The sequence below is a fragment of the Streptomyces sp. KL2 genome (assembly GCF_046529545.1).
In the GTDB taxonomy this organism is placed as follows: Bacteria; Actinomycetota; Actinomycetes; order Streptomycetales; family Streptomycetaceae; genus Streptomyces; species Streptomyces radiopugnans.
On sequence record NZ_CP127170.1, the window covers coordinates 3,214,852 to 3,237,211 of the forward strand.

The window sequence follows — 22,360 nt, forward strand, 5'->3', positions numbered from 1 at the left end:
CGCCGGGGACGGGACGGTGCGGTGCGGGGACGGGAGGCGGGGAAGGCGAAGACTACTCCGCGGGCCGCGGGGGGAGGCGCCCGTGCCCGGACCGCGCGCACCCCCCTCACCCGAAGGTGGGGGCCCGTACCGCGGTCAGTACGTCCTGGAGCGATGTGACGACGTGCGAGGCGCCCGCCTCGCGCAGCTGCTCCGCCTTTCCCTCGTTCCGGGCGTACCCCAGGAAGCGGACGCCCGCCGCCCCGGCGGCGAGCAGGTCCGCGGGGCTGTCGCCGATCATCAGAGCGCGCTCGGGTCGCGTTCCGGTGGATTCCAGGGCGCGGTGCAGGCAGTCGGGGTGCGGTTTGAGGAGCCGGGTGTCCTGCCGGCGGCCGTGGATGTGGCCGGAAAAGTACGGTGCGAGGCGCCGGCCGGTCAGATAGAGCTCGGCCGCGCGGGCCGAGTTGTTGGTGGTGACGGCCAGCCGTCGCCCGGTGGCCGCCAGGGTCCGGACGAGCGGGTCGGCGTACGGGGTGGGGCGGGCGACCGCGGCGGCCCGCATCTCCTCCTCGGTGAGGGCCCGCTCCAGCAGGGCGGCGAGTCCGCCGCCGGGCCGGGCGGCGGCGACGGTGCGCAGGACGACCTGCGGATCGCCGGTGGAGCGGGCCTCCTCGCCGAGGAGCCGCTCCTGCCCGTGTTCGGCGACCAGATCGCGCATGCGCTGGGCTATCCCGGCGGACGGATGACCCGAGAAGAGCCGGCACACCGGTCCGTCGAAGTCGAAGAGGACGCACTCGGCCGAGCTGATGAGGTCATGCATCTAACCGAGTGTCAGGGGTTGGGCAATGCTTGACCAGAGCGACTCGAACCACCGCCGCGTCTCGTCCACGAACGCCGTGCCGTGCTCGCCGTGGAGATCGGGGCCCGAGGCGTGGCGGAAGAGCTTGGCCCTGATCCCCATCACGTCGTGGATCTCCATCTCCTCGCCCCGGTAGGGCACCTTGTGCCGCATCACCTGGTAGTAGCCGAAGAGGGCCTCGGTGCCGTTGAGCAGGTACACCTTGTGGGTCGGGGTGATGGGCACGGTGCGGAACTCCACCGAGACCTCCGGCACCAGGTCGCGCACCTTGAGGGTCTCCAGCTGCCTGCGCAGGGCGTCCGCGAAGGTGTGGGTCAGTTCGTGCAGCCGCTCCAGGGGGCGCTTGTCGTCCCCCTCCGGGTCCGAGACCGGGCGGGGGAGCGCCAGATCGGCCTCGGTGCCGGGCAGCAGCACCCGCGCCGTGATCGACCGGGGGGAGAGTTCGCCGCTGCTGATGGCGATCGTCGCGTGCGCCAGGGCGGTGTTGAGGGTCTCGGTGGTCAGGGAGAAGACGTCGATGGTGACGTGCTCGGCGCGGAAGGCCTCGTGGAGCCGGTCGGCCAGCTCGATGTCGGCCTTGCGGGGGGCCTCGTGCCCGCGGGCGTGCTCGGCGACCGAGGGCGGGGCGCCGCGGCCGGTGCCGGTGAGCAGGCCCTCGCGCCGGAGGGTGTCGATGGCCTGGCGCACGGCCGTGCGGTTGGTGTCGAACTCGGCGGCCAGCTCTTGCTGGGTGGGCAGTCGGGAGCCGGGGCGGAGGGTGCCGGAGAGGATGCGGGCGCGCAGGGCGTCTGCCACACGGTCACGCGATGAGGGATGCGTTCCGTTTGTGGCGGTGTTGTCGTGGCTCACGCTGTGACCGTACAACTTCTGGCCATTGAGCGGGAGTTGGCCGCGAACCGTTTTGGAGTTTCATCCGGATGGGAAGAAGTTCAACAAGTTGGAGACCAACTTGAGCAAGTTGTAAGAGCCGCAATTCAGTTGGTCGCAAGGTCCTCGCCGAAGGGCACTCGCCGGGAGCGCGCCGTCGCGCGCCGGGCGGCGCACGGCGTGGCCTCGGCCTCAGCACTCTTCATCCGTCGAGCCTGCCGACACCCGTCGCCCGTTCCGACGAGTCTTCCGGAGGAGGGACCGCCATGCCCGTCTACGCTCTCGCGCTCGCCGCCCTCGAACAGCTGGTGGAGTCCCATCTCGGACTGGCCGGGGTGTTCGGCCTGGTCATGCTGACCATCGGCTACCGGGAGGGGAACACCGCCTGCGGCTGCATCGGCGCCGTGGTGCTGACCCTGCTGGTACTGCCGGCGGCGTAGCGCCGCACGGCCGAACGCCCGTCCCCCCGCCGCCGTGAACCCACGCCCCGGCGGCGGAGGGACGGGGCGGCGCCCCGGGAGCGCGTCCGCGCGAGCGCGCCCGGCGGGCCTCGTCAGAAGACGTCCGGCGCCCAGGGCCGGCGGCCCGTGCGCAGCAGGGCGTCCGCCAGGGCCGCCGCGCCGGGACGCTCCTCGGTGAGCTGCCCCAGCTCCCGCAGCCGCGAGGCGGACTCGTCCCCCAGGTACATCGAGCTCAGCGCGCCCACCCCCATCGACAGGTCGGCCGAGCGCGTGGTGGGCGCGCAGGCGGCGCCCTCGGGCGAGGCGTCCAGCAGGAAGCGCCCCCCGGCGATGCCCATCGGATCCTCCAGCTCCAGCACCAGCGTGCCGGAGACCGGGTACGTACGGGTCTGGAGCAGCACCGGGACGTCCAGCGGGCGCAGCCACAGGAAGTCCGCGTGGGAGGTGATCCGGGCGGCGCGCGGGTTCGGCAGCAGCCGGGGGAGGAGGGAGTCGGGGGCGCGCCGGCGGCAGTGGACGGTGGCGACCCAGTCCATGGAGAGCAGGAAGTGCCACAGGGCCCGCTCGGCGGCGGCGTCGGCGGCGATCAGATCGCGGACGCGGGCGTTCAGGCGCGGCGCCTCGTTCTCCCAGTTGTCGTCGGCGGTGTACGTCAGCAGCCCCTGCACCCGGTCCGCGGCGTCCCGGTACACGGCGGTGAAGGACGGGGGGAAGCCGCTGCCGGGCCAGTCGATCGCACCGGTGCTCAGCTTCCACCAGCGCTCGGTGCGGTCGGTCATGCCCTGCCGGTCGGGCAGCGCGCGCACCCGTTCGTGCAGCTCGGCGCCCAGGACGCGCGCCTGGGCGGGTTCCACCAGATCGATCCGGGCGCCCTCCTCCTCCGGGCGCGACCAGCGCGGGTCCAGCCCGGCGCGGGCGGCGTCCACGGTCCAGTCGGTCGACCAGGTGGCCGAGCCGTAGCCGTAGCGGCCGTAGATCGGGTACTCGGCGGAGTCCAGCGTGGAGCAGACGTCCCCGCGCTCGCGCCCGTCGGCCAGTGCGTTGCGCATCATCCGCGTCAGCAGCCCGCGCCGGCGGTGGGTGGGCAGGACGGAGACGTTGGTGACGGCCAGGGAGTCCACCGCCGCGCCGCCGGGCACGGTCAGCCGCTGCGGCAGCGTGCGGAAGGTGGCGACGCAGCGTCCGTCCTCGAACGCCCCCTGGGTGCGGTCGAGTTCGATTCCGCCGCGCCGGGCGGCCAGCTCCTCGGCGGTGAGCTCCGAGGAGTTCAGGAATCCCGCCCGCAGAGCGCGCACCCAGCCCGGGTACTCGTCCTCGGCGATGGTGCGGATGTCAGGGGAGTTCGAGTCCATGGCGGTCACGTTAGGACCACCCGCCTCAGAACGTCGCGCGGATTTCACCCACCCGCCGCCCACCGCCCAGCAGCGGGGAGTCGCCTGTCTCCGCCAGCACCGGGGACTCCACGCCCATCCGCGCGAGCGTCCGGGCCAGGACCGGGCCGAGCGCCCGCAGCCCGCCGTCGTCGATCTTGATCGCCAGCGCGCGGCCGTCGGGCAGGGCCACCGCCTGGACCGCCTCGGCGCCCACCTTCGCCAGTGCGCCCGGCACCCCGCGCATCAGCCGGGTGTCCTCGCGCCGGGTGCCCGCCACGTACTCGGGGTGGGCCCGCATGGCGTCGGCGACCCGGCGCTCGGGGGTGCCGGGCGCGGCCAGCACGAAGGAGCGGAAGGCACGGGCCAGGCCGGTGAGGGATATCGCCATCAGCGGAGCGCCGCAGCCGTCGGTGCCGGTGTGCGCGACCGGCTCGCCCGCCGCCGCCTCGATCCGCTCGCGCACCAGCACCTGGAGGGGGTGGCCGGGGTCGAGGTAGTCGGCGCCGGACCAGCCGTTCACCCGGCAGGCGGCGAGCATGGCGGCGTGCTTGCCCGAGCAGTTCATGGCGATGCGGGAGGGCCGCGAGCCCGCCGCCAGGAACCGGTCGGCCTCCTCGCGGTCCAGCGGCAGGTCGGGCGGGCAGCCCAGGTCGTCCTCGGTCATCCCGTGCTCCGCGAGCACGGTGCGCACCAGCTCCAGGTGGAAGGGCTCGCCGGAGTGGCTGGCGGCGGCCAGTGCCAGCCGTTCGCCCGACAGCTCCAGACCCGCGTGCAGCACGGCCGCCGCCTGCATCGGCTTGTTGGACGAGCGGGGGTAGATCGGCGCGGCCACCTCGCCCAGCGACCACTCCACGCCGCCGTCCGGGCCGAGCACCACCACGGAACCGCGGTGGTGCCCCTCGGTGAACCCCGAGCGCACGGCCTCGGCGAGGACCGGGAGCTCCGCGAAGGGCCGTGCTCCGGTCTGCGCGCCGGAGGGCGTGCCGGTCTGCGTGCCGGGAGCGGGGGCGTTCGCGGGCGGGGTGGTGCTGGCGGACATGGGCGGCCTTCCCTGGGTGTAGGGGGGACGACCGCCCCCGGGGTCAGGGCAGCAGGTCGTCCACGTGTGCTTCGCCCTCACGGTACCTGCGCGCGATCTCGGCGCTGCACCCGTTCGCCGTCCGCTGGAGCGCCCGGCGGCGCCGGGAGATCCGGTGCTCGTGCCGGCCCAGCCGCGCCATGGCGGCGTGCAGCTCGGCGTCGGTGCGGGCGGCCAGGTCGGACAGCTCGACCTCGGCGAGCACCTCCTCGGCCAGCCGCCGGTACTCCTCGCTGCGCGGGGTGCGCAGCGTCACATGGCGGGCCGAGCGCGCGGGGCCCCGGCCGGGCGGGGGAGCGTCGGCGAGGATCTCCGCCAGCCGGTCGATCAGGGGTACGTCCGCGGCGCTGCGGCGGGCCAGCTCGGCGCGGAGGATGTCGACACGGCCCTGGACCAGCCGCCGCACGTAGCTGAGGTCGGCCTCCTCCTGCTGCGCCTGGCGGCGCAGCTCGCGGAGCTGGGGCAGGCGCAGAGCGGTCAGCTCCGGCGGCTCGGCGTCGTGCGGGACCGCCGGGATCGCGCCGTCCGCGCCGTCCGCGCCGTCCGTGCCGTCCGCATCGGGAGGCGGTCCGGCCGAAGCGGCCCCGGCGGCCCCCGCGGCACCGGCCGGAACGGTCTCCGCGGCACCCGCCGGGGCGGCGGGCGCGGTCGCGGACGCTGTCGTGGAGGCGGCCTCGCGGGCCGTCGGTACGGCTCCGGGCGTCCGCCCGGTTCCGGCAGTGCTCATCTTCTGTCTGCCCCTCATCCCCTTCGCCGTGGATCACAGCGCGGTCCACGGCCCGTCACGGATACGCCGCAGGCCACCGTGCGCACCGTGCTGCACGCATCGTGCCACCACGGGCACCCTCCGTGCAGTCCGGGCCACCCGTCCGGCGGCGGTCGGCGGGCGCACGACCGGGGCGGCATGATGGTCGGCATGCGAGCTGTGGTGCAGAGGGTCGGCGGCGCGAAGGTCGTCGTCGGGGGAGAGACCGTCGGCGAGATCACCGGGGAGGGCCTGTGCGTGCTGGTCGGGGTGACCCATGACGACACCCACGAGAAGGCGGACCGGCTCGCGCGCAAACTGTGGGGCCTGCGGATCCTGGAGGGCGAGAGGTCCTGCTCGGACACCGGCGCCCCCCTGCTGGTCGTCAGCCAGTTCACCCTCTACGGCGACGCCCGCAAGGGGCGCCGTCCCACCTGGCAGGCCGCCGCCCCCGGCCCGGTGGCCGAGCCCCTGGTGGAGGAGGTGTGCGCCAGGCTGCGGGCGCTGGGAGCGCGGGTGGAGACGGGCCGCTTCGGGGCGAAGATGGAGGTCTCGCTCACCAACGACGGCCCGTTCACGGTGCTGCTGGAGGTCTGAGGGCCCGTTCCGCGGTTCCGTGCGGACCCGCACGGAACCGCGGAACGGGCGTCCGGGCCCTGCCGCCCCCCGTGACGGCGGCAGGACCGCTCACAGCCCCCCGGTCGCGCCCCCCCGGTCGCGCCCCCCCGGTCGCGCCCCCCCGGTCACAGCCCCCCGCTCGCGCCCCCGGTCCTTGCGGTCACTTCACCGATCCCGCCATGACGCCCTGCACGAAGTGCTTCTGGAAGGCGAAGAACACCACGAGCGGAACGGCCAGCGACAGGAAGGCACCGGGCGCGAGGATCTCGATGTTGCTGCCGAACTGCCGCATCTCCGACTGGAGTGCGACGGTCAGTGGCTGCGAGTCGCTGTCGGCGAAGATCAGCGCGACCAGCATGTCGTTCCACACCCACAGGAACTGGAAGATGGCCAGGCTCGCGATCGCGGGCTTGCCCACCGGCAGGACGAGCCGTGTGAAGATCCGCCACTCCCCGCCGCCGTCCATCCGCGCGGCCTCCAGCATCTCCCGCGGGATCTCCGCGAAGTAGTTGCGCAGCAGGAAGATCGCGAACGGCAGCCCGTACGCGACGTGGAAGAGGACCACGCCGGGGATCGTGCCGAACAGCCCGACCGCGCCCAGCATCTCGGCCACCGGCAGCAGACCGACCTGGACCGGCACCACCAGCAGCCCGACGACCACCAGGAAGATCCAGTCGCGGCCGGGGAACTCCAGCCAGGCGAAGGCGTATCCGGCCAGCGCGGCGACCACCACCACGGCGACGGTGGTGGGCACCGAGATCAGCACGGTGTTCCAGAACGCCTGGGTGATACCGGAATCCGCCAGCAGGGCCGTGTAGTTGTCGGCCGACAACTGGCCCGGCTCGGTCAGCGCCGTCCACCAGCCGCTGGAGGAGTTGGCCTCCTCCGACCGCAGCGAGGACAGGAACAGCCCCAGCGCGGGGGTGATCCACACCAGCGCGACGACGACCAGGAACACCTGGACCGCGCCCCTGCCCAGCCAGGTGCCGATCCGCGCGCCGGCGGGCCGCCGCGCCCGGTCCGTGCGCGGGGGGTGATGCCCGGCCCCCGCGGCTGCCGCCGCAGCCGCGGGAGCCGGAACCTGTGCCGCCGCTCCCTTTTCGACGGTGCCGTGGGTCATGACTGGCTCCTGCGGAAGCGTCGGATGTTGAAGACCATGGCCGGGACCACCAGGAGCAGCAGCAGGACGCCGATGGCGCTGCCCAGCCCCTGGTTGTTGCCGCCGCCGAAGGACACCAGCCACATCTGCATGGCCAGCACGTTGGCGTCCTGGAGCACCGGGCCCGGGGCGATGATGTAGACGAGGTCGAAGACCTTCATCACATTGATCACCAGCGTCACGAAGACCACGGTCAGCACGGGCGCGAGCAGCGGCACGGTGATCCTGCGGAAGATCTGCCACTCGTTCGCGCCGTCCATCCGCGCGGCCTCCAGCACGTCCCGGGGCATCGCGGCCAGTCCGGCGCCGATCAGCACCATCGAGAAGCCGGTCCAGATCCACAGGTACGCGCCGATGATCGCCGGGGTGACCAGGGCGGGGCCGAGCCAGGAGATCCCGCCGTAGGGCTCGGCGAAGTTGGACGCCGGCAGCCGCAGGGCGTACGAGCCGCCCTCCAGGCCGGTGATGCGGAACGAGCCGTCGGCGGCGGTGGTGGCCTCGCCCACCGCCTTTCCGTCGCGCACCGCCTGGACGGTCATCCCGGGCAGTCCGCGCTCGCCGGAGTCGATCCGACCCGGCTCGCCGCCCCCGCCGGGGGTGAAGTCCAGGTAGACGGTCCCGGCGAGCGCACCGTCCCCGGCCCCGGGGGAGCCTTCGGGCTCGGCGGCGGGCTTCGCGCCGGAGGGCACCTCCTTCGGCGGCACGCCGACGATGCCGAGCGATGCGGTGCTGCCCGGAGCCAGGTCCGCGGCGGTGCCGTAGGAGCCGTCCGCGCCTTTGGACAGAGGGTTCGGGCCGGCGTCCTCCCGGGCACGGGCGCCCGGGTAGGCGGGGCGGTCGGCGAAGACGTCGTGGACGCCGACGGCGACCGCGTTGAGGACGCCGCGGTCGGGGTCCTGCTCGTAGGTGATGCGGAAGATGATCCCGGCGGCGAGGAAGGAGATCGCCATCGGCATGAACATCAGCAGCTTGAACGCGGTCGCCCAGCGCACCTTCTCGGTGAGCACGGCCAGGATCAGGCCCAGGCCGGTCAGCAGGGCCGGGGCGACCACGACCCAGATCGCGGTGTTGCGGACGGCCTTGAGCGTGGTCGGGTCGCGGAACATCTCGACGTAGTTGTCCGCGCCGACGAACCGGGTGCCGGATGCGTCGAAGAGGCTTCGGCCGACGGAGAACAGGATCGGGTACGCGACCAGCGCGCCGAGCAGCAGCAGCGCGGGCAGCAGGAAGGCGGCGGCGACGATCCTGCGGCGGCGCGTCGCGCGCCTGCGCGGGTCGTCGCCCCGGGCCGGCGCCCCCTGCCTGGGGGAGGCGCCGGCCGGGGTGCCGCCCGCGGAAGCGGGCGGCACGGCGGGGGCTGTGGCGGACATCGGTGCTCTTGCCTCAGCTCTTCTTCCAGGCCTTGGCCGCGGCGGCCTCCAGCTTCTTCGCGGTGCCCTCCGGGTCGGAGGGGTCGCGCAGGAAGTCCTGCAGGAGCTTCCACTCGCCGGCGCCCTGCGTGCCGCCGAAGGCGGCCGGAGCCTGGTCGGACATGTCGAACCGCACACTGTCACCGGCCTCCACCAGGGACTGGGCGATCTGCCGGGTGGTCTCGTCCTGGTAGGCGTCCAGGTTCAGGGCCTCGTTGGGGGAGATGAAGCCGCCGGCTCCCGCCCACACCTCGGCGGCCTCCGGGGTGGCCAGGAACTCCACGAACTTCATCCCGGCGTCGGCGTTCTTCCCGTCCTTGAGGACGACCGCCGCGTCACCGCCGCCGACCACCGGCGGCTCGCCGCCGTCCACGGCCGGGAAGGGGAAGAACTTGGCCTCCTCGCCGACCTTCTTGCCGAACTGCCCGCTGATCAGGCCCGCGACGAAGTCGCCCTCGTAGACCATGCCCGCCTTCGGGTTGTCGCCGAAGACCTTCTCGACGGACTCGGGGAAGTCCGTGCGCAGCGCACCCGCGCCGCCGCCCTCCACCAGCTCCTTGTCGCCGAAGAGTTCGCCGAGGGTGGTCAGGGCCTTGACGACGGACGGGTCGGTCCAGGGGATCTCGTGGGCGGCGAGCTTGTCGTACATCTCCGGGCCGGCCTGGGAGAGGTAGACGTTCTCGAACCAGTCGGTGAGCGGCCAGCCCGCCTCGCCCGCCACGGAGAAGGCGGCGATGCCGGAGTCGGAGAGGGTCCGGCCGGCCTTCAGCATCCCCTCGTAGTCCTTCGGCGGGGTGACGCCGGCCTGCTCCAGGGCCTCGGGGCTGTACCAGACGGTCGACTTGTTGGACGCCTTGAAGTACAGGCCGTAGAAGACGTCGTCGACCGTTCCGTACTCCTTCCACACCGGGGCGAAGTAGTCGCGCGCCCGGTCGTCGGCGGTCTTCGACAGCGGCTTGAGCCAGCCCTTCTCGGCGAACTGCTCGAGCACGCCGACCTGCGGGACCATCACCACGTCGGGCGCGTTGCCGCCCTGGATCTTGGAGCCGACGACGGTGGAGACGTTGTCGCCGGTGGAGACGAACTTCATCTCGGCGCCGGTCTTCTCGGCGAAGGTGTCCATCACCTTCTGGAAGTTCTTCTGCTCCACGCCGGTCCACACCCCGGCGACCGTGACCGTCTCGCCCTTCAGCTCCTGGCCGTCTCCGCCGCCCTCGCCGCCCGCGGTGGCGTCGCCGCCGCAGGCGGACGCGGTCAGGGCGAGGACGAGCGCCGCCGCGCCGGCTGCCGCGGTGCGTCTTGCGGTGCCGGCCTTGCGCTCGGTGCTGCCGTTGTCGCCGGCTCGGCCGGTGCTGTCTGCTGTGTTCACGGGTGTCCCTCTCGGGGTCGGCCGGCCCGGGGGGCCGGAGGGCGGATGGTGCGGATGGTGCGGGTGGTGCGGGTGGTGCGATGGGTTCGGCGAGGCCCCCGGGTCAGCGGGCGGCGGACGGCACGGGGTCGGTGACCCACCAGGCGGCGGTGGAGCCGGGGAGCGTCCCGTCCGGGCACTCGCCGCTGGCCAGCAGCGGGGTGCCGGGCACCGGGGCGGGCACGGGAGAGGTGCCGAAGTTGACCGCGCAGACCAGCCCGTCGCCGCGTTCGAAGGCCAGGACCTGCGGCGGCGCGTCCAGCCAGCGCAGCGTCCCCTCCCCGAGCTGGGGCAGGTCGCGCCGCAACTGGAGTCCGTCGCGGTACAGGTGCCAGAACGAGCGGGTGTCGGCCAGCGCCCGGTCGGTGGCGTGCTCGGCGAACCACTCGGGCTGCGGCAGCCACGGGCGGGCCTCCTCCGCGCCCGAGGTGAAACCGAAGGGCGAGGCTTGGCCGGACCACGGCAGCGGTACGCGGCAGCCGTCGCGGATCCGGCTGCGGCTGCCGGTGCGGCGGAAGATGGGGTCGGTGAGCACCTCGTCGGGCAGGTCCACCACCTCGGGCAGGCCCAGCTCCTCGCCCTGGTAGACGTAGGCGGCGCCGGGCAGCGCCAGCATCAGCAGCGCGGCGGCGCGGGCGCGTGCGGCGCCCAGGCCGGGGTTCCCCGGCCCTCCGCCCTCGCCCGCGTACCGGGTGACGGTCCTGACCTGGTCGTGGTTGTTGAGCACCCAGGTGACGGTGGATCCGGTGCCCGCGATGTCCCGCAGGGCCTCGTCGATGACCCGGCGGAAGGCCTCCGCGTCCCAGGGCGCGCTCAGCAGGTGGAAGAAGAACGCCTGGTGCAGCTCGTCGGGCCGCACGTACTTGGCGTGTTCGCGGGCGGTGGGCACCGACACCTCGCCCACCAGCAGCCGGTCGTGGCCGTCGCGGTCGGCGTACTCGTCGCACAGCGCTCTCCAGCGGCGCCACACGTCATGCACCTCGGGCTGGTTCCAGGCCAGCGGGTTGACCGAGTCGCGGGTGCGCTCGTCGGCCTCCGGGTCCGGGGAGTCGGGCAGTTCGGGGTGCTTGAACAGGCCGGCGGCGACGTCGACGCGGAAGCCGTCCACGCCCCGGTCCAGCCAGAACCGCAGCACCTGGTCGAAGTGCTCGGCGACGGCGGGGTTGCGCCAGTTGAGGTCGGGCTGCTCGGGCGTGAACAGGTGCAGGTACCACTGGCCGGGTTCGCCGCCGGGCTCGGTGACGCGGGACCAGGCCGGGCCGCCGAACATCGCCCGCCAGTTGTTGGGCGGCAGTTCGCCCCTCTCGCCGCGGCCGTCGGCGAAGTGGAAGAGGGCGCGGTGCGGGCCGCCCGGTCCCTCGGCCAGCGCGGCGCGGAACCAGGGGTGCTCGCTGGAGCAGTGGTTGGGGACGATGTCGAGGACGACCTTCAGGCCCAGGCGGTGGGTGGCGGCCACGAGGCGGTCGAACTCCTCCAGGTCGCCGTAGACCGGGTCCACGTCCAGGTAGTCGGCGACGTCGTAGCCGTGGTCGTGCTGCGGGGAGGGGTAGACGGGGCTGAGCCAGATGCCGTCCACACCCAGTTTCCGCAGGTACGGCAGTCCGGCGCGGACGCCGGCCAGGTCACCGATGCCGTCGCCGGTGCTGTCCAGGAAGCTGCGGACGTAGACCTGGTAGACCACCGCGTCCCGCCACCAGCTCCGGGGCTCGCCAGGGGCGGAAGCGGGCCGCGCGGGGCGGGGCGAGACGCTGTGTTCGGTCGTGGCTGTGAGCATCCCTCGTGATCCCGTTCCTGCTCGCAGAGCACATGTTCGTGAGCCGCTGTTATGCATGCATGTTATGTACGGGTGACATCGAGGTGTCAACGCATAGTTGAAAAGCCGCCCTTTTATGCCCTGGTATGTCTATGCATGGGGTGCGGAGAGGGGCTGCTCAATACCTAACAAGTAAGCAAGGAGAGAGGGTGCGGCACCCGCGGACGGATCAGTCCTCGCCGACAGGCCCGGCGCCCCGGCGGACGGGTTCGGCGCCCTCGCGCGCGACGGACCGCAGCTCGCGCGCCAGCCGCGCGACCGCCTGACGCGGGGTCTGCCGCCCCGCCATCGCGTCGTGCACCACCGCCTGCACCACCAGGCTCACCTGGTCGTAGCGCGGGCTCTTGGGACGCGGCTCGGCCGCCAGCACGCTCTCGCGCAGGGTGGGCAGATAGGGGAAGTCGCGCACCAGCTCCGGGTCGGAGTACAGCGACGCCCGCACCGGGGGCAGCGCCCCCTCGGTGAGCACCCGGCGCTGCACCTGCTCACCGGTCAGGTAAGCGATCAGGTCGGCCGCCGTCTCCGGGTGCCGGGAACGGGAGTTGACCGCCAGGTTGGAGCCGCCCAGCACGCTGACGCCCGGACCGTCCGGGCCGGGCAGCGGCACCGCCCCGAACCTCCCGGCCACCTTCGACCCCTCGCCGCCCGCCAGCGCGTACACGTACGGCCAGTTGCGCAGGAACAGCAGCCGCCCGTCCTGGAACGCCTGCCGCGACTCCTCCTCCTTCCAGGTCAGCGACTCCTCGGGGATCCAGCCCTCGCGCACCCCGTCGGCCAGGAAGCGCAGCCCCTCGACGGTCGCCTCGGAGTCGGCGGTCACCGTCGCGCCCTCGTCGCCGAGGAGCGAGCCGCCCGCCGAGCGCACCGCCTCGGTGGCGTTGGCCGTGAGCCCCTCGTACGGCAGGAACTGGCCCGCGTAGCCGTCCAGCCCGTGCCGGGGGGCCACCTCCCGCGCCAGCCGCTCCAGCTCGGACCAGGTGCGCGGCGGCAGCTCGCCCTCCTCGGCCAGCACGTCCGCGCGGTAGTACAGCAGCCCGGCGTTGGTCACGTACGGCACCGCGTACAGCCGCCCGCCGAAGGTGGCGGTGTCCACCACCGGCGGCAGGAAGGCGTCCAGCGGGAAGCGGCCGGGGTCCACCGGGGCGATCCAGCCCGCCGCCGCGAACTCCGAGGTCCAGGCCACGTCGATGTTGAGCACGTCGAAGCGGGAACTGCCCGAGCGCAGACCGGTGACCATCTGGGCGCGGGTCTCGTCGGCGGAGTCCGGCAGCTCCACCAGGGTGGCCTTCTCGTCCGGGTGCGCGCGGTTCCAGTCGTCGAGCACCGGGTCGAGGTAGTCGGTCAGATCGCCGGCGGTGACCAGGGTGACGGGACCGCGCCCTCCACCGTGCGCGACCGGCTCGGCGGTCCGCCCGCCGGCCGGCGAGCCCAGTCCGGCGTAACCCGCCAGCACGACGGCGGCGGCCAGGAGTCCCCTTCCCGCGGCCCGCGTCCACCGCATAGGTCCCTCCCCAGCGCACCGGTCGTGCGCGGCCTCGCCATTGAGCACCGGACGCCCATATATACCCGTTGGGCATGGGCGATACTAGACGCCGACCGACAGACAGCCGGCGCACCGCCGACCGGGCCGCCGCCCGGACGGGCCGCCGGCCAGGCGCCGGCCCGGCACGGGACGGGACGGGGAGGAGGAGTGCGCGCGTGCGTCTGCCGCTCCTGGCCCTCCTCGCGGCCGGCCCCGCCCACGGATACGAGCTCAAGCAGGCCCTTGAGAAGCTGCTGGGCGCCGCGTACCCTCAGCCGAACGTCGGGCAGATCTACGTCACGCTGGGCAGGCTGGAGAAGTCGGGACTGATCGAGGGCGAGGACGTCGCCCAGTCCACCCGGCCCAACAAACGGATCTACCGGCTCACCGACGCGGGGCGCGAGGCGGTGCGGGCCTGGTTCGAGGAGCCGACCGACGAACCCCGGGTGCGCGACGAGTTCTTCATGAAGCTCGCGATCGCCCCGCAGACCGGTCTGGCCGACCAGATCGCGCTGATCAACAAGCAGCGCCGCCAATATCTCAACACCATGCGCGAGCTGTCCCGGCTCGCCGCGGCCGAGGACCGGGACAACCGGGTGGCGCAGCTGCTGATCGAGGGCGCGATGCTGCACCTCCAGGCCGACCTCGACTGGCTGGAACGCTGTCAGGAGGAGTTGGAATGAGCCGTTCCGAGGAGTCGGCCGGTACGGGCCCCGCCGCACCGGCGGACGTGCCCCCTCTCGTACGGGCCGAGGGCCTGGTCAAGACCCACCACGGCGAGGGCGCCCCGGCCAGGGCGGTGCGGGGCGTGGACCTGACCGTCTCGCGCGGCGAGTTCGTCGCCGTCACCGGCCCGTCCGGCGCGGGCAAGTCCACCCTGCTCCACCTGCTCGGCGGTCTCCAGAAGCCGGACGCCGGCAGCATCTGGTTCGACGGCACCTGCCTGGACTCCTACGGCGAGTCCCAGTGGGCGGTGCTGCGCCGCCGCCGCATCGGCATCGTCTTCCAGTTCTTCAACCTCGTCTCCAACCTCACCGTCGCCGACAACGTCGAACTGCCCGCCCTGCTGGCGGGCAGCAGCCCGAAGGGGGCCCGCGCCGACCGTGCCGAGCTCCTCGCCGAACTCGGCCTGGAGGGCAAGGAGCGCAGCATGCCCGGCGAGCTGTCCGGCGGCGAGCAGCAGCGCGTCGCCCTGGCCCGCGCCCTGGTCAACCACCCCGACCTGCTGCTGGCCGACGAGCCGGCCGGCAGCCTCGACAGCCGGGGCACCCGTGAGGTGCTGCGCCTGCTCTCCCGCTTCCACGGGCGCGGCCAGACCATCGTGCTGGTCACCCACGACGCCCGCATGGCCAGCGCCGCCGACCGCGTGATCAGCTTCTTCGACGGCCGCATAGCCGACGACGCCGCCCTGGACGCGGACGGCCCCCGCCCCCGGCGGCGCGGCAAGGGCGTGTCCGGCGTACTGGAACTGAAGGACTGAGACGACGTGCGCGCCACCCTGCGCTGGGCCCACGCCGACCTGCGGGCGCACCGCGGCGAGGCGCTGTTCACCGTCCTGGCCACGGCCGGGATCATCGCCTCCCTCCTGCTCGCCGGCGCCCTGTTCTCCTACACGGCCGACCCCTGGCAGCGGGTCTTCACCCAGTCCGAGGGCGCGCACGTGTGGATCCACACCCGCGACGGCGCCGAGCCGGAGGAACTGCGCGACCTGGAGGGCGTCGCGGGCCTGTCCGGCCCCTTCCGCACCGCCCGCACCACCGTGGAGCTGGGCGGCGCGCGGGCGAGCGCGGAACTGCGCGCCACCGGGCCCGAGCCGCCCGAGGTGGGGCGCCCGCTGGTCACCGACGGGCGCTGGCAGGCGGCCGGCGCGGCCGACGAGATCGTCCTGGAGGGCTCCCTCGCCCGCGCCCTGTGGGCCGAACCCGGCGACACCCTCACCGCGCGAGGGGCGCGCGGCACCGAGCACACGCTGCGCGTCGTGGGCGTCGCCGACACCGCCGAACCCCGCTACACCCCCGGCGACACACCCGGCATCGGCTGGCTGCCGGACGAGGCCCTGGACAGGCTCCAGCCCGACCCCGAACGCACCGGGCAGACCGTCGGACTGCGCCTGGCGGACCCCGACGACACCGACTTCATGGTCCAGCGCGCCGTCACCGCCCTCGGCGCCGACCAGGTCTCGGAGGTCACCCGCTGGCAGCAGGCCCGCGCCGACGCCGAGGGCGAGGGGCGGCTGCTCGGCCTGCTCCTGGCCCTCTTCGGACTCGGCGCGCTGCTCGCCGCCGCCCTGGCGGTCGCCGGGGCGATCAGCACCCGCGTCCACGGCCACCTGCGCGACATCTCCGTGCTGAAGGCCATCGGCTTCACCCCCGCCCAGGTCGTCCGCGTCTTCCTCGTCCAGCACCTGGGCTTCGCTTTTCTCGGTGCCGCCTGCGGAGCGGCCGTCACCGAACTGCTGGGCGCGCGCGTCCCCGGCCGCATCGGCGAGGCGGTGGACGTGTGGCGGCAACTGCCCGGCCACACCTGGACGGTACTGGCCACCACCGCCGCCGCCGTCCTCTTCATCGCCACCGCCACCTCGCTGGCCGCCTGGCGTGCCGGCCGGGTGCCGCCCGTGCCGGTGGCCCGTACGGCGGTGCCCCGCGGACTGGGCCCGCTGACCCTGCCGGAGCGGCGCGCCCTGGGCCGGGACGCGCCGCCCGCCCTCGTACTGGGCTGGCGCGGCGCGTTCCCCGGCCGGGCCCGTTCGCTGGCCGCCGTCGGGCGCCTGGCCGTGCCGCTGGCGATGATCACCGCGGCACTGGGCGCCTGGGCCACCGTGGAGCGCTTCCACGAGCGCCCGGAGGAGATCGGCCTGCCCGCCGCCCTCACCGTGCGCGACGGCTCCCCGGACGACTCCGGTTCCTCCGACTCGCCCGACTCGTCCGGCGGCGGCGCGGCCTCCCGGGCCTCCGAGGCCGAGCGCCACGCCGGCACCGAGCGACTGCTGGCCGCGCACCCCGACGTCACCGCCGTCCACCCCGGCACGGAGGTCGAGGCCCTCGTCCCCGGCCAGACCGCCACCATCACCCTGCGCGGCCTGGGCACCGACGCCGACCCCTACCCCTTCGCCCTCGCCGAGGGCCGTCTCCCCGACGGCCCGGACGAGGCCGTCGCCGGACAGGGGCTGCTCGACCTGCTGGACGTACGCGTCGGCGACTGGGTGCGCATGACCGTCCAGGGCCGCCCGCAGATCCTCCACATCACCGGCCGCTCCATCGAGCCCGAGGACGGCGGCAGGGTGATCTCCACCTCCCTGGACAACCTCGACCTGGGCGACGGCTCGGGCACGGCCGCGCCCGACCTCCACCACCTCGTCCTGCGCGACGGCGCCGACGCCGGGGAGGTCGGCGCCGAACTGGCCGCCTCCTCCGGCGGTCGGCTGGAGGTCCGCGAGGCGGCCAACCCCGCCGACGGGCTGGCCGGCGTACGCGGCGTCATCGCCGGACTGATCGCCGTACTCGCCCTGATCGGCCTCACCGAACTGTCCACCGTCCTCGGCGCCCGCGTCCGCGACCGGGGACGCGATCTGCTCGCGCTCAAGGCCATCGGCCTGACCCCGCGCCAGATAGCGGGCGTGATCACCGTCTCCACCGCCTTCACCGCACTGGCCGCCGCCGTCGCCGGCACCGTGCTGGGGGCCGCCGCCGGCCGCTGGCTGATCGACGCGCAGGGCCGCTCCAGCGGCATCGGCGCGGGCATAGCCCAGTCCCCGCCCCCCGGCGCGCTGCTGCTGGTGATCGCCGCGGCCGTGGTGGGCGCGGTCGCGGTCTCGGCCGTCCCGGCCGCCCGCGCCTCCCGCCGCCGCATCGCCGACACGCTCAGCGAGACGCTCTGAACGGCCGGACCGCTCCGGCCCGGCCACCCGGAACCGGAAACGGGTCCTCCCCGCTCCGCGCCGGCGGAACGGGGAGGACCCGGAGGAAGAGGCTGCCGTGAGAACGGACCGCGCGGGATCAGACGCCCGCGATCGACTGGATCCAGGAGCGGTAGGCCGTCACGTTGGTGTAAGCCGTGGTGGTCTGCCGGTCGCTGGTGGACGCGACACCGACCTGGACGCCGTTGGCCATCATCGGGCCGCCCGAGTCGCCGCCCGCGGTGATGCCGTCGCCGCGGCGGGCGCAGATCGCCGAACCGGAGTAGGCGTCACGGCAGGCGCCGGTCACGATCACGTTCGCGACCTTCAGGTACCGCGACTGGCAGTTGGCCTCGGAGCCGCACTGGGAGGTGGCGCCCCAGCCGTAGACCTGCACGGTCTGGCCCACCGACACCGAACCCGGCTGCCCCAGGCGCGCGTAGGTCGCCGAGACGGAGCGGTCCAGGCGGACCAGCGACAGGTCCGAGGAGGAGTGGTTGTAGATCTGGGTGCCGTTGGCGACGGTGCCGCCGCTGTGCTGGTCGAGGCTGCCGATGCGGAACGACAGCCCGCCGCCGCCGACGCAGTGTCTGGCGGTGAGGATCCAGGTCGGCGCGATGATCGTCGCGGAGCACGTCTCACGGCCGTTGGAGAACAGCCGGGCGGCCCAGGGCGCGTTCTGCGCGTAGCCGCCGCCGATGATCGGCTGGGGGCCGCCGCTGCCGGGCGGAAGCTCCTTGGCCGAGGCGGCCGGGGCCAGCACGAAGAGGGAGAGAACGGCGGCCATGGCCGCGATCAGAGCGGGGACGAGCCTGGTTATTCGCAAGGGGTGCCTCGCTTCCGGATACACGCGGTGGTTCGCGTGTGACCTGTGGGGGAGGCACCAGGATTCCCGGAAGCGGAGCGGGCTGGGTACTACCACTTGGCCATAGCACGGTGTTATGGCCCCACCGGCCAGACCGAACGCGCGCTCGATCAGTGGTGGTAGCTTGTCGGCCCGTCGCGCCGGCCGTGCCGAGTGGGCCGGGCGGTCGGCTTCGCGGGGAACGGGGGCTCATGGGAGAGGATTCGAAGGGCCGGGAGAAGGAGGTCCTCCGGCGCCGGAGCTTCCGTGCCGCATTGTGGCTCTCCACCTTGGCGTTCGGCACTGTCGCGGTACTGGTGCCCGTTCGGGGGGTCGAGGGAGGACCCGCCGAGGGGTTCGGAGTGGCGGCCGCCATGCTCGGAACGGTCGTGTTCATCAGGCGGATCGCGGAGTCCAGGATCGTGCTCGGCCGGGAGACGCTGACGGTGGTGAATCCCCTGAGGACCTATGAGGTCTCCTACACGGCGGTGAGCCGCGTGGGGAGCGACGGCGGGGGGACCCTGACGGTGGAGACCGTGGACGGAGAAGTCGTCCAGTCCACGGGATTCGGCGGCTCGCTCGTCGACCACTTCGTCGGAACCACCGGCAGGGCGGTGGAGCGCATCAGGCTGCGCCTGCCCGAGAGGCCGCGTGGTTACCGGAAGAAGCTGCCTCCCGCGCCTCCCGTGCGGCGCAGGATGACCCGGTCCTGGCCGACGGACATCTTCCTGGCGGCCACCGTGGTCTGCGCGGTCTGCGCGGGCGTGGTCAACCTGCTGTAGCTCTCCGCGCCGACCGTGCGCGGCCGGTGGGACAGGTCGTCGGAAGTGGTCAGAGGTAGATCTGCCGCCCGCAGTCGCGGCAGCGGACCTTGCCGCCGAGCCTCCCGATCCGCCGGTGCCCGCACGAACCGGTCCCCGTCGCACCGTCCGTGCCGCCCGTTCCGTCCGGCGGCTCGTCCCGGCCGTGGGACTGGAGGCGCACCATGTGGTCCAGCTCCGCGATGCACGGACCGCACGCGTACACGTCGCCCGCCGCGCCGGGAGTGCGCACCGAACCGATCCACAGCACGCGCACGCCCTCACGGCGGCAGTACAGCCAGCAGCCGCCCGTGGTCCAGCCGTTGGCGTCGTCGGTGCGCGCCGGCAGCGGCCACCCGTCACGCCACGGGCGCTCGACGGCCGGGGAGAACGGGAGTGCCGTCACACCGCACCCCGCTCGATGACAGCCGCCAACCCCCGCGCCACCGGCGCGGAGCACTCGCCGAGAACCACCATCGCGTAACCGGCCGCCCCGTCCACGCGCACGGGGGTGCGGACGTCCACGGCCGGGAACCGGATTCCCGCACGCCGCAGCGCCTCGGCGAGCGCGTCACGGGCCGCTTCCGCCTCCCCGATTCGTTGCTCTCCAACCTGATCCGAACCTTCCATCACCATATGGTGTGACTCCTCCACCGCATCCCTGTGCGAGAAGCGACAGTGCGACTACCGTCGGTCGCGTTCGCTTTACGAGCATGAACCGGTGTGGAGCGCCAACACCCGTGGCCGGGAAGCCCTTCCCCGCCGCCCGGTGCCGCTTCCACACATTCCACGGAGGGGGACGGAATGCCGCCGAGAAGAGTGGTCACGGGCCGCAGTCAGGAGCCGCGCCGGCGGTTCGCCGAGGAGTTGCGCACTCTGCGCACCGAACGCGGCGACAGCCTGCGGAAGCTGGGCGAGGCGCTGGGCTGGGACTGGTCGCTGTTCGGCAAGATGGAGAGTGGCCACACCATCGGCAGCCCGGACGTAGCCCAGGCCCTCGACCAGTACTACGGCACCCCTGGCCTGCTGCTGGCCCTGTGGGAGCTGGCAGCCGGGGACGCCACCCAGTTCCGCGAGAAGTACCGCCGCTTCATGGCACTTGAGGGCGAGGCGGTGAGTATTCAGAAGTACTCACCCGGTGTCGTGCCGGGGCTGCTCCAGACCGAGACGTACGCCCGTGAGCTGCTGACACTGGGTGGCCTGCGTCCAGGCGACGAACTGGAGCAGCAGGTGAAGGCGCGCATGAGCCGCAGGGATGTCCTGACGGGTGATGGCGCGCCTCAGCTCAGAGCGATTCTCGACGAGGCCGTTCTGCGCCGCCCGTTGCCGGACGCCACGCTATGGCGCGAGCAGTTGAAGTATCTGGTCGATACGGCAGAACTGTGGAACGTGATACTGCAAGTGCTTCCGTTTCGCGCCGGATTGCGCGAACTGAGCCACACGGACACGGCGTTCCTGCGACTCCTGGACGGCAGGACCGTCGCCTGGGTGGAGACCGCCTACAGCGGGGAGTTGATCGAGGAAGCGGCCCGGGTCGAAGAACTCCAGGTCGGCTACGATCGGCTGCGCGACCACGCCCTGTCCCCGCGCGACTCGGCGGAGTTCCTACTCCGACTTCTGGAGGAGCTTTCATGACCACCTCCCCGCACGAGATAACCGCCGCACGGTGGCGCAAGTCCAGCTACAGCAACCTCAACGGAGGCGACTGCGTCGAGGTAGCCGACAACCTCCCCGGCGCCGTCCCCGTGCGCGACAGCAAGGCCCCGCACGGCCCGGCCCTCGTCTTCGCCCCGGACGCCTGGGCGTCGTTCCTCACCGCCGTCAAGGGTGACCGGCTCACCGGCTGAGCCGGACCGGCAGGTGCTGCCTGCGGGAGCCGACCATCGATGCACGGCAGACGATGCCCTACGCGCTGAATCGCCCCGGCCTTCACGCCCTAGCTCAGTAGTGGTAGCGGGCCTGGACCACGATCAGTTCATCGCCTCTGACCCGGTAGACGAGCCGGTGCTCCTCGTCGATCCTCCGCGACCAGTAACCGCTGAGGTCCCCCTTGAGTGGTTCCGGTTTGCCGATGCCTCCGAAGGGGTCTCGCTTGCTCTCCTCGATGAGCCGGTTGACGCGCCTGGTCATACGGCGGTCCGTCTCGGACCAGTGGACGTAGTCGGCCCATCCGTGCTCGGTGAATACGATCTTCACTCGGCGTCGTCGGCCTCGATCAGCTCACGGGGCGTGACCCTGCCTTCTTCGGCCTCCGCGATCGACTCGGCCAGACGGCGGGCGTTCGCGGGCGAGCGCAGGAGGTAGATCGTCTCCTGCCAGGAGGCGAAGTCCTCCTCCGACACCAGTACCGCGTTCCCGTTGCGGGACGTGATGTGCACGGGAGCGCGGTCGTTGTTGACCTGTTCGATCAGCGGAAACAGGTTCCTGCGAGCCTCGCTGGCGGTGATGGACACGGCCACCCCTCCCTTCAAGTGGTACAAGAAACGGTACCACTCGCTATCGTGTGGGGCCAGCCACGCCTATGAGTCGCCGGAGGCGGTCCTTTCGCGTTACGGCGGTGGTGGCCGCCGTCAGTGGCAGGAGGCTCCCCGCCCGGCCTCGTGGGGGGTGCGACGGCGGTGCGGTGCTCGAAGGGGTGGCCTTTGTGTTCCCCTCTTCCTCGTGCGAACGGCCATGACGAAGGCCACGGCGAGGAAGGCGGTGGAAACCGCCCACCAGAGGGCCGCGTAACCCTGGGTTGCCTGGCTCAGCAGCAGGGAAGCCGCGGCGAGCATCAGGAAGGCGGGTGCCCATGCCCGTTTCCGGACCATGGTTCTCTCCGTTCTCGCCTCACGGTTTCAGAGCGGATGACACCCCGGTGCAGTCACCGCGCGCGGTGGCAGGCCCCCGTACGGCCCGGCCCTCGCCTTCGGCCCGGACACCTGGGCGTCGTTCCTCCATGTACGACCGTACGTGAGCTCAAGGAGTCACGGCAGAACCCGTTCGCGTCCTTACCGGCCGTCAGACAGACTTATCGCGATCACGTCAAGGGAGCTGGAGGGCCGGTGCGGGGAAGAGTTCTTTTTGCGGTAGGGGTGTTGGTGCTCGCAGTCGGCTGTGCCGATGAGCAGCCCGAGCGCGATACCGCCTCGGCCGCCACGACGACTCCCAGCGCTTCCGCCACCTCACGGGAGCCGGTGGTGCCGCTCGACCCGGTGGCGCAGGAGTGCGTCCAGGAGGTGATGGAGGTACTGGAGCTGTCCTGGCGGGGGGATGTGGGCCACGGTCGACCGGATACCGGGAGCCAGGCGAAGGTGGAGGCGTTCAACAAGGAGAACGCGACGACCCCCCGTCACCTCGTCTTCTCCAAGAACCTGATGCTGGGTTCCGGATGGATCGCCATGGCGAGGAGCGACGGCCAGAGCGAGGACGAGGCCATCGAGGAGACCGTCACCGACATCCGTGAGTACGTCGAGACGGACTGCGCTTCCGCCGACGAGTGACCCCTCGGGGAGGGGCCGATGGTCCCGCACCGCTCCCGGCACAGGTGT

General features: G+C 72.9%; 24 protein-coding genes. 9 read left to right on the forward strand and 15 right to left on the reverse strand.

Annotation, left to right across the window (positions count from 1 at the left end; genetic code table 11):
* Window positions 1-106 precede the first annotated feature (106 nt).
* Both QPK52_RS14550 and QPK52_RS14555 read right to left on the reverse strand, forming a co-directional pair.
* Window positions 107-799 carry an HAD family hydrolase gene (locus tag QPK52_RS14550; protein WP_410537906.1) on the reverse strand — a complete coding sequence of 231 codons (693 nt, stop codon included), beginning with the start codon at window positions 797-799 and terminating at the stop codon, window positions 107-109.
* Window positions 800-1,633 carry a winged helix-turn-helix domain-containing protein gene (locus QPK52_RS14555; protein WP_410537907.1) on the reverse strand — a complete coding sequence of 278 codons (834 nt, stop codon included), beginning with the start codon at window positions 1,631-1,633 and terminating at the stop codon, window positions 800-802.
* A 338-nt stretch (window positions 1,634-1,971) separates the two neighbouring features.
* Here QPK52_RS14555 and QPK52_RS14560 point away from each other — a divergent pair, with 338 nt between their 5' ends.
* Window positions 1,972-2,145, forward strand: a complete 174-nt coding sequence (locus QPK52_RS14560; RefSeq protein ID WP_410537908.1) for a hypothetical protein — start codon at window positions 1,972-1,974, stop codon at window positions 2,143-2,145.
* A 113-nt stretch (window positions 2,146-2,258) separates the two neighbouring features.
* Here QPK52_RS14560 and QPK52_RS14565 read toward each other — a convergent pair whose 3' ends face one another.
* Genes QPK52_RS14565 through QPK52_RS14575 form a run of 3 tightly spaced genes read right to left on the reverse strand, consistent with a single transcriptional unit; the run spans window position 2,259 to window position 5,344 of the window.
* The gene (locus tag QPK52_RS14565; RefSeq protein ID WP_410537909.1) at window positions 2,259-3,518 is read right to left on the reverse strand and encodes a GNAT family N-acetyltransferase; all 1,260 of its coding nucleotides are present in this window, start codon (window positions 3,516-3,518) and stop codon (window positions 2,259-2,261) included.
* 25 nt (window positions 3,519-3,543) lie between these two features.
* Window positions 3,544-4,578 (reverse strand): asparaginase, encoded by a 1,035-nt coding sequence (locus tag QPK52_RS14570; RefSeq protein ID WP_410537910.1) that lies wholly within the window; start codon window positions 4,576-4,578, stop codon window positions 3,544-3,546.
* A gap of 43 nt (window positions 4,579-4,621) precedes the next feature.
* Window positions 4,622-5,344: a hypothetical protein gene (locus QPK52_RS14575; protein ID WP_410537911.1), complete on the reverse strand. Its 723-nt coding sequence runs from the start codon at window positions 5,342-5,344 to the stop codon at window positions 4,622-4,624.
* Window positions 5,345-5,533: 189 nt separating this feature from the next.
* On the opposite strand from QPK52_RS14575, the gene dtd reads away from it, so the two are divergent.
* A complete protein-coding gene (gene dtd, locus QPK52_RS14580) occupies window positions 5,534-5,959 on the forward strand; it encodes a D-aminoacyl-tRNA deacylase (protein WP_410537912.1) in 426 nt (141 codons plus the stop codon).
* Between the two features lie 181 nt (window positions 5,960-6,140).
* On the opposite strand, the gene QPK52_RS14585 is transcribed toward dtd, so the two are convergent.
* The 5 genes from QPK52_RS14585 to QPK52_RS14605 all read right to left on the reverse strand — a co-directional run bounded on the left by QPK52_RS14585 (window position 6,141) and on the right by QPK52_RS14605 (window position 13,270).
* Window positions 6,141-7,100, reverse strand: coding sequence for a carbohydrate ABC transporter permease (locus tag QPK52_RS14585; protein WP_410537913.1), 960 nt, complete (start codon window positions 7,098-7,100; stop codon window positions 6,141-6,143).
* On the reverse strand, window positions 7,097-8,509 hold the full coding sequence (locus QPK52_RS14590; RefSeq protein ID WP_410537914.1) for an ABC transporter permease subunit: 1,413 nt from the start codon (window positions 8,507-8,509) through the stop codon (window positions 7,097-7,099). The genes QPK52_RS14585 and QPK52_RS14590 overlap by 4 nt, the downstream gene beginning before the upstream one ends.
* Before the next feature lie 13 nt (window positions 8,510-8,522).
* On the reverse strand, window positions 8,523-9,806 hold the full coding sequence (locus QPK52_RS14595) for an ABC transporter substrate-binding protein (protein ID WP_410540336.1): 1,284 nt from the start codon (window positions 9,804-9,806) through the stop codon (window positions 8,523-8,525).
* A gap of 214 nt (window positions 9,807-10,020) precedes the next feature.
* The gene (locus QPK52_RS14600) at window positions 10,021-11,730 is read right to left on the reverse strand and encodes a glycoside hydrolase family 13 protein (RefSeq protein ID WP_410537915.1); all 1,710 of its coding nucleotides are present in this window, start codon (window positions 11,728-11,730) and stop codon (window positions 10,021-10,023) included.
* A gap of 208 nt (window positions 11,731-11,938) precedes the next feature.
* A complete protein-coding gene (locus QPK52_RS14605) occupies window positions 11,939-13,270 on the reverse strand; it encodes an ABC transporter substrate-binding protein (RefSeq protein ID WP_410537916.1) in 1,332 nt (443 codons plus the stop codon).
* A 197-nt stretch (window positions 13,271-13,467) separates the two neighbouring features.
* Here QPK52_RS14605 and QPK52_RS14610 point away from each other — a divergent pair, with 197 nt between their 5' ends.
* From QPK52_RS14610 to QPK52_RS14620, 3 genes are read left to right on the forward strand one after another with little or no spacing between them, the layout of a single operon-like run.
* Entirely contained in the window at window positions 13,468-13,974 is a 507-nt protein-coding gene (locus QPK52_RS14610; protein WP_237880555.1) for a PadR family transcriptional regulator, read from the forward strand.
* The gene (locus QPK52_RS14615; protein WP_410537917.1) at window positions 13,971-14,771 is read left to right on the forward strand and encodes an ABC transporter ATP-binding protein; all 801 of its coding nucleotides are present in this window, start codon (window positions 13,971-13,973) and stop codon (window positions 14,769-14,771) included. Before QPK52_RS14610 ends, QPK52_RS14615 begins: the two co-directional genes overlap by 4 nt.
* Before the next feature lie 6 nt (window positions 14,772-14,777).
* Window positions 14,778-17,168, forward strand: coding sequence for an FtsX-like permease family protein (locus QPK52_RS14620; RefSeq protein ID WP_410537918.1), 2,391 nt, complete (start codon window positions 14,778-14,780; stop codon window positions 17,166-17,168).
* 118 nt (window positions 17,169-17,286) lie between these two features.
* Here QPK52_RS14620 and QPK52_RS14625 read toward each other — a convergent pair whose 3' ends face one another.
* On the reverse strand, window positions 17,287-18,012 hold the full coding sequence (locus tag QPK52_RS14625; protein ID WP_410537919.1) for a S1 family peptidase: 726 nt from the start codon (window positions 18,010-18,012) through the stop codon (window positions 17,287-17,289).
* Between the two features lie 392 nt (window positions 18,013-18,404).
* Here QPK52_RS14625 and QPK52_RS14630 point away from each other — a divergent pair, with 392 nt between their 5' ends.
* Window positions 18,405-18,812, forward strand: a complete 408-nt coding sequence (locus tag QPK52_RS14630) for a hypothetical protein (protein ID WP_410537920.1) — start codon at window positions 18,405-18,407, stop codon at window positions 18,810-18,812.
* A gap of 49 nt (window positions 18,813-18,861) precedes the next feature.
* Here the strand turns inward: QPK52_RS14630 and QPK52_RS14635 are convergent, their stop codons facing one another.
* Window positions 18,862-19,236: a hypothetical protein gene (locus tag QPK52_RS14635; RefSeq protein ID WP_410537921.1), complete on the reverse strand. Its 375-nt coding sequence runs from the start codon at window positions 19,234-19,236 to the stop codon at window positions 18,862-18,864.
* Window positions 19,233-19,466 (reverse strand): hypothetical protein, encoded by a 234-nt coding sequence (locus tag QPK52_RS14640; protein WP_410537922.1) that lies wholly within the window; start codon window positions 19,464-19,466, stop codon window positions 19,233-19,235. The genes QPK52_RS14635 and QPK52_RS14640 overlap by 4 nt, the downstream gene beginning before the upstream one ends.
* Before the next feature lie 168 nt (window positions 19,467-19,634).
* Here QPK52_RS14640 and QPK52_RS14645 point away from each other — a divergent pair, with 168 nt between their 5' ends.
* Together QPK52_RS14645 and QPK52_RS14650 are read left to right on the forward strand one after the other, a co-directional pair.
* A complete protein-coding gene (locus tag QPK52_RS14645; protein ID WP_410537923.1) occupies window positions 19,635-20,465 on the forward strand; it encodes a helix-turn-helix domain-containing protein in 831 nt (276 codons plus the stop codon).
* The gene (locus QPK52_RS14650; RefSeq protein ID WP_410537924.1) at window positions 20,462-20,677 is read left to right on the forward strand and encodes a DUF397 domain-containing protein; all 216 of its coding nucleotides are present in this window, start codon (window positions 20,462-20,464) and stop codon (window positions 20,675-20,677) included. Before QPK52_RS14645 ends, QPK52_RS14650 begins: the two co-directional genes overlap by 4 nt.
* Before the next feature lie 94 nt (window positions 20,678-20,771).
* Here QPK52_RS14650 and QPK52_RS14655 read toward each other — a convergent pair whose 3' ends face one another.
* The gene (locus QPK52_RS14655; protein ID WP_101256625.1) at window positions 20,772-21,026 is read right to left on the reverse strand and encodes a Txe/YoeB family addiction module toxin; all 255 of its coding nucleotides are present in this window, start codon (window positions 21,024-21,026) and stop codon (window positions 20,772-20,774) included.
* Window positions 21,023-21,283 (reverse strand): type II toxin-antitoxin system Phd/YefM family antitoxin, encoded by a 261-nt coding sequence (locus tag QPK52_RS14660; protein ID WP_410537925.1) that lies wholly within the window; start codon window positions 21,281-21,283, stop codon window positions 21,023-21,025. The genes QPK52_RS14655 and QPK52_RS14660 overlap by 4 nt, the downstream gene beginning before the upstream one ends.
* Window positions 21,284-21,907: 624 nt before the next feature.
* Between QPK52_RS14660 and QPK52_RS14665 the strand changes: the two genes are divergently transcribed.
* Entirely contained in the window at window positions 21,908-22,312 is a 405-nt protein-coding gene (locus QPK52_RS14665; RefSeq protein WP_410537926.1) for a hypothetical protein, read from the forward strand.
* Window positions 22,313-22,360: the final 48 nt, after the last annotated feature.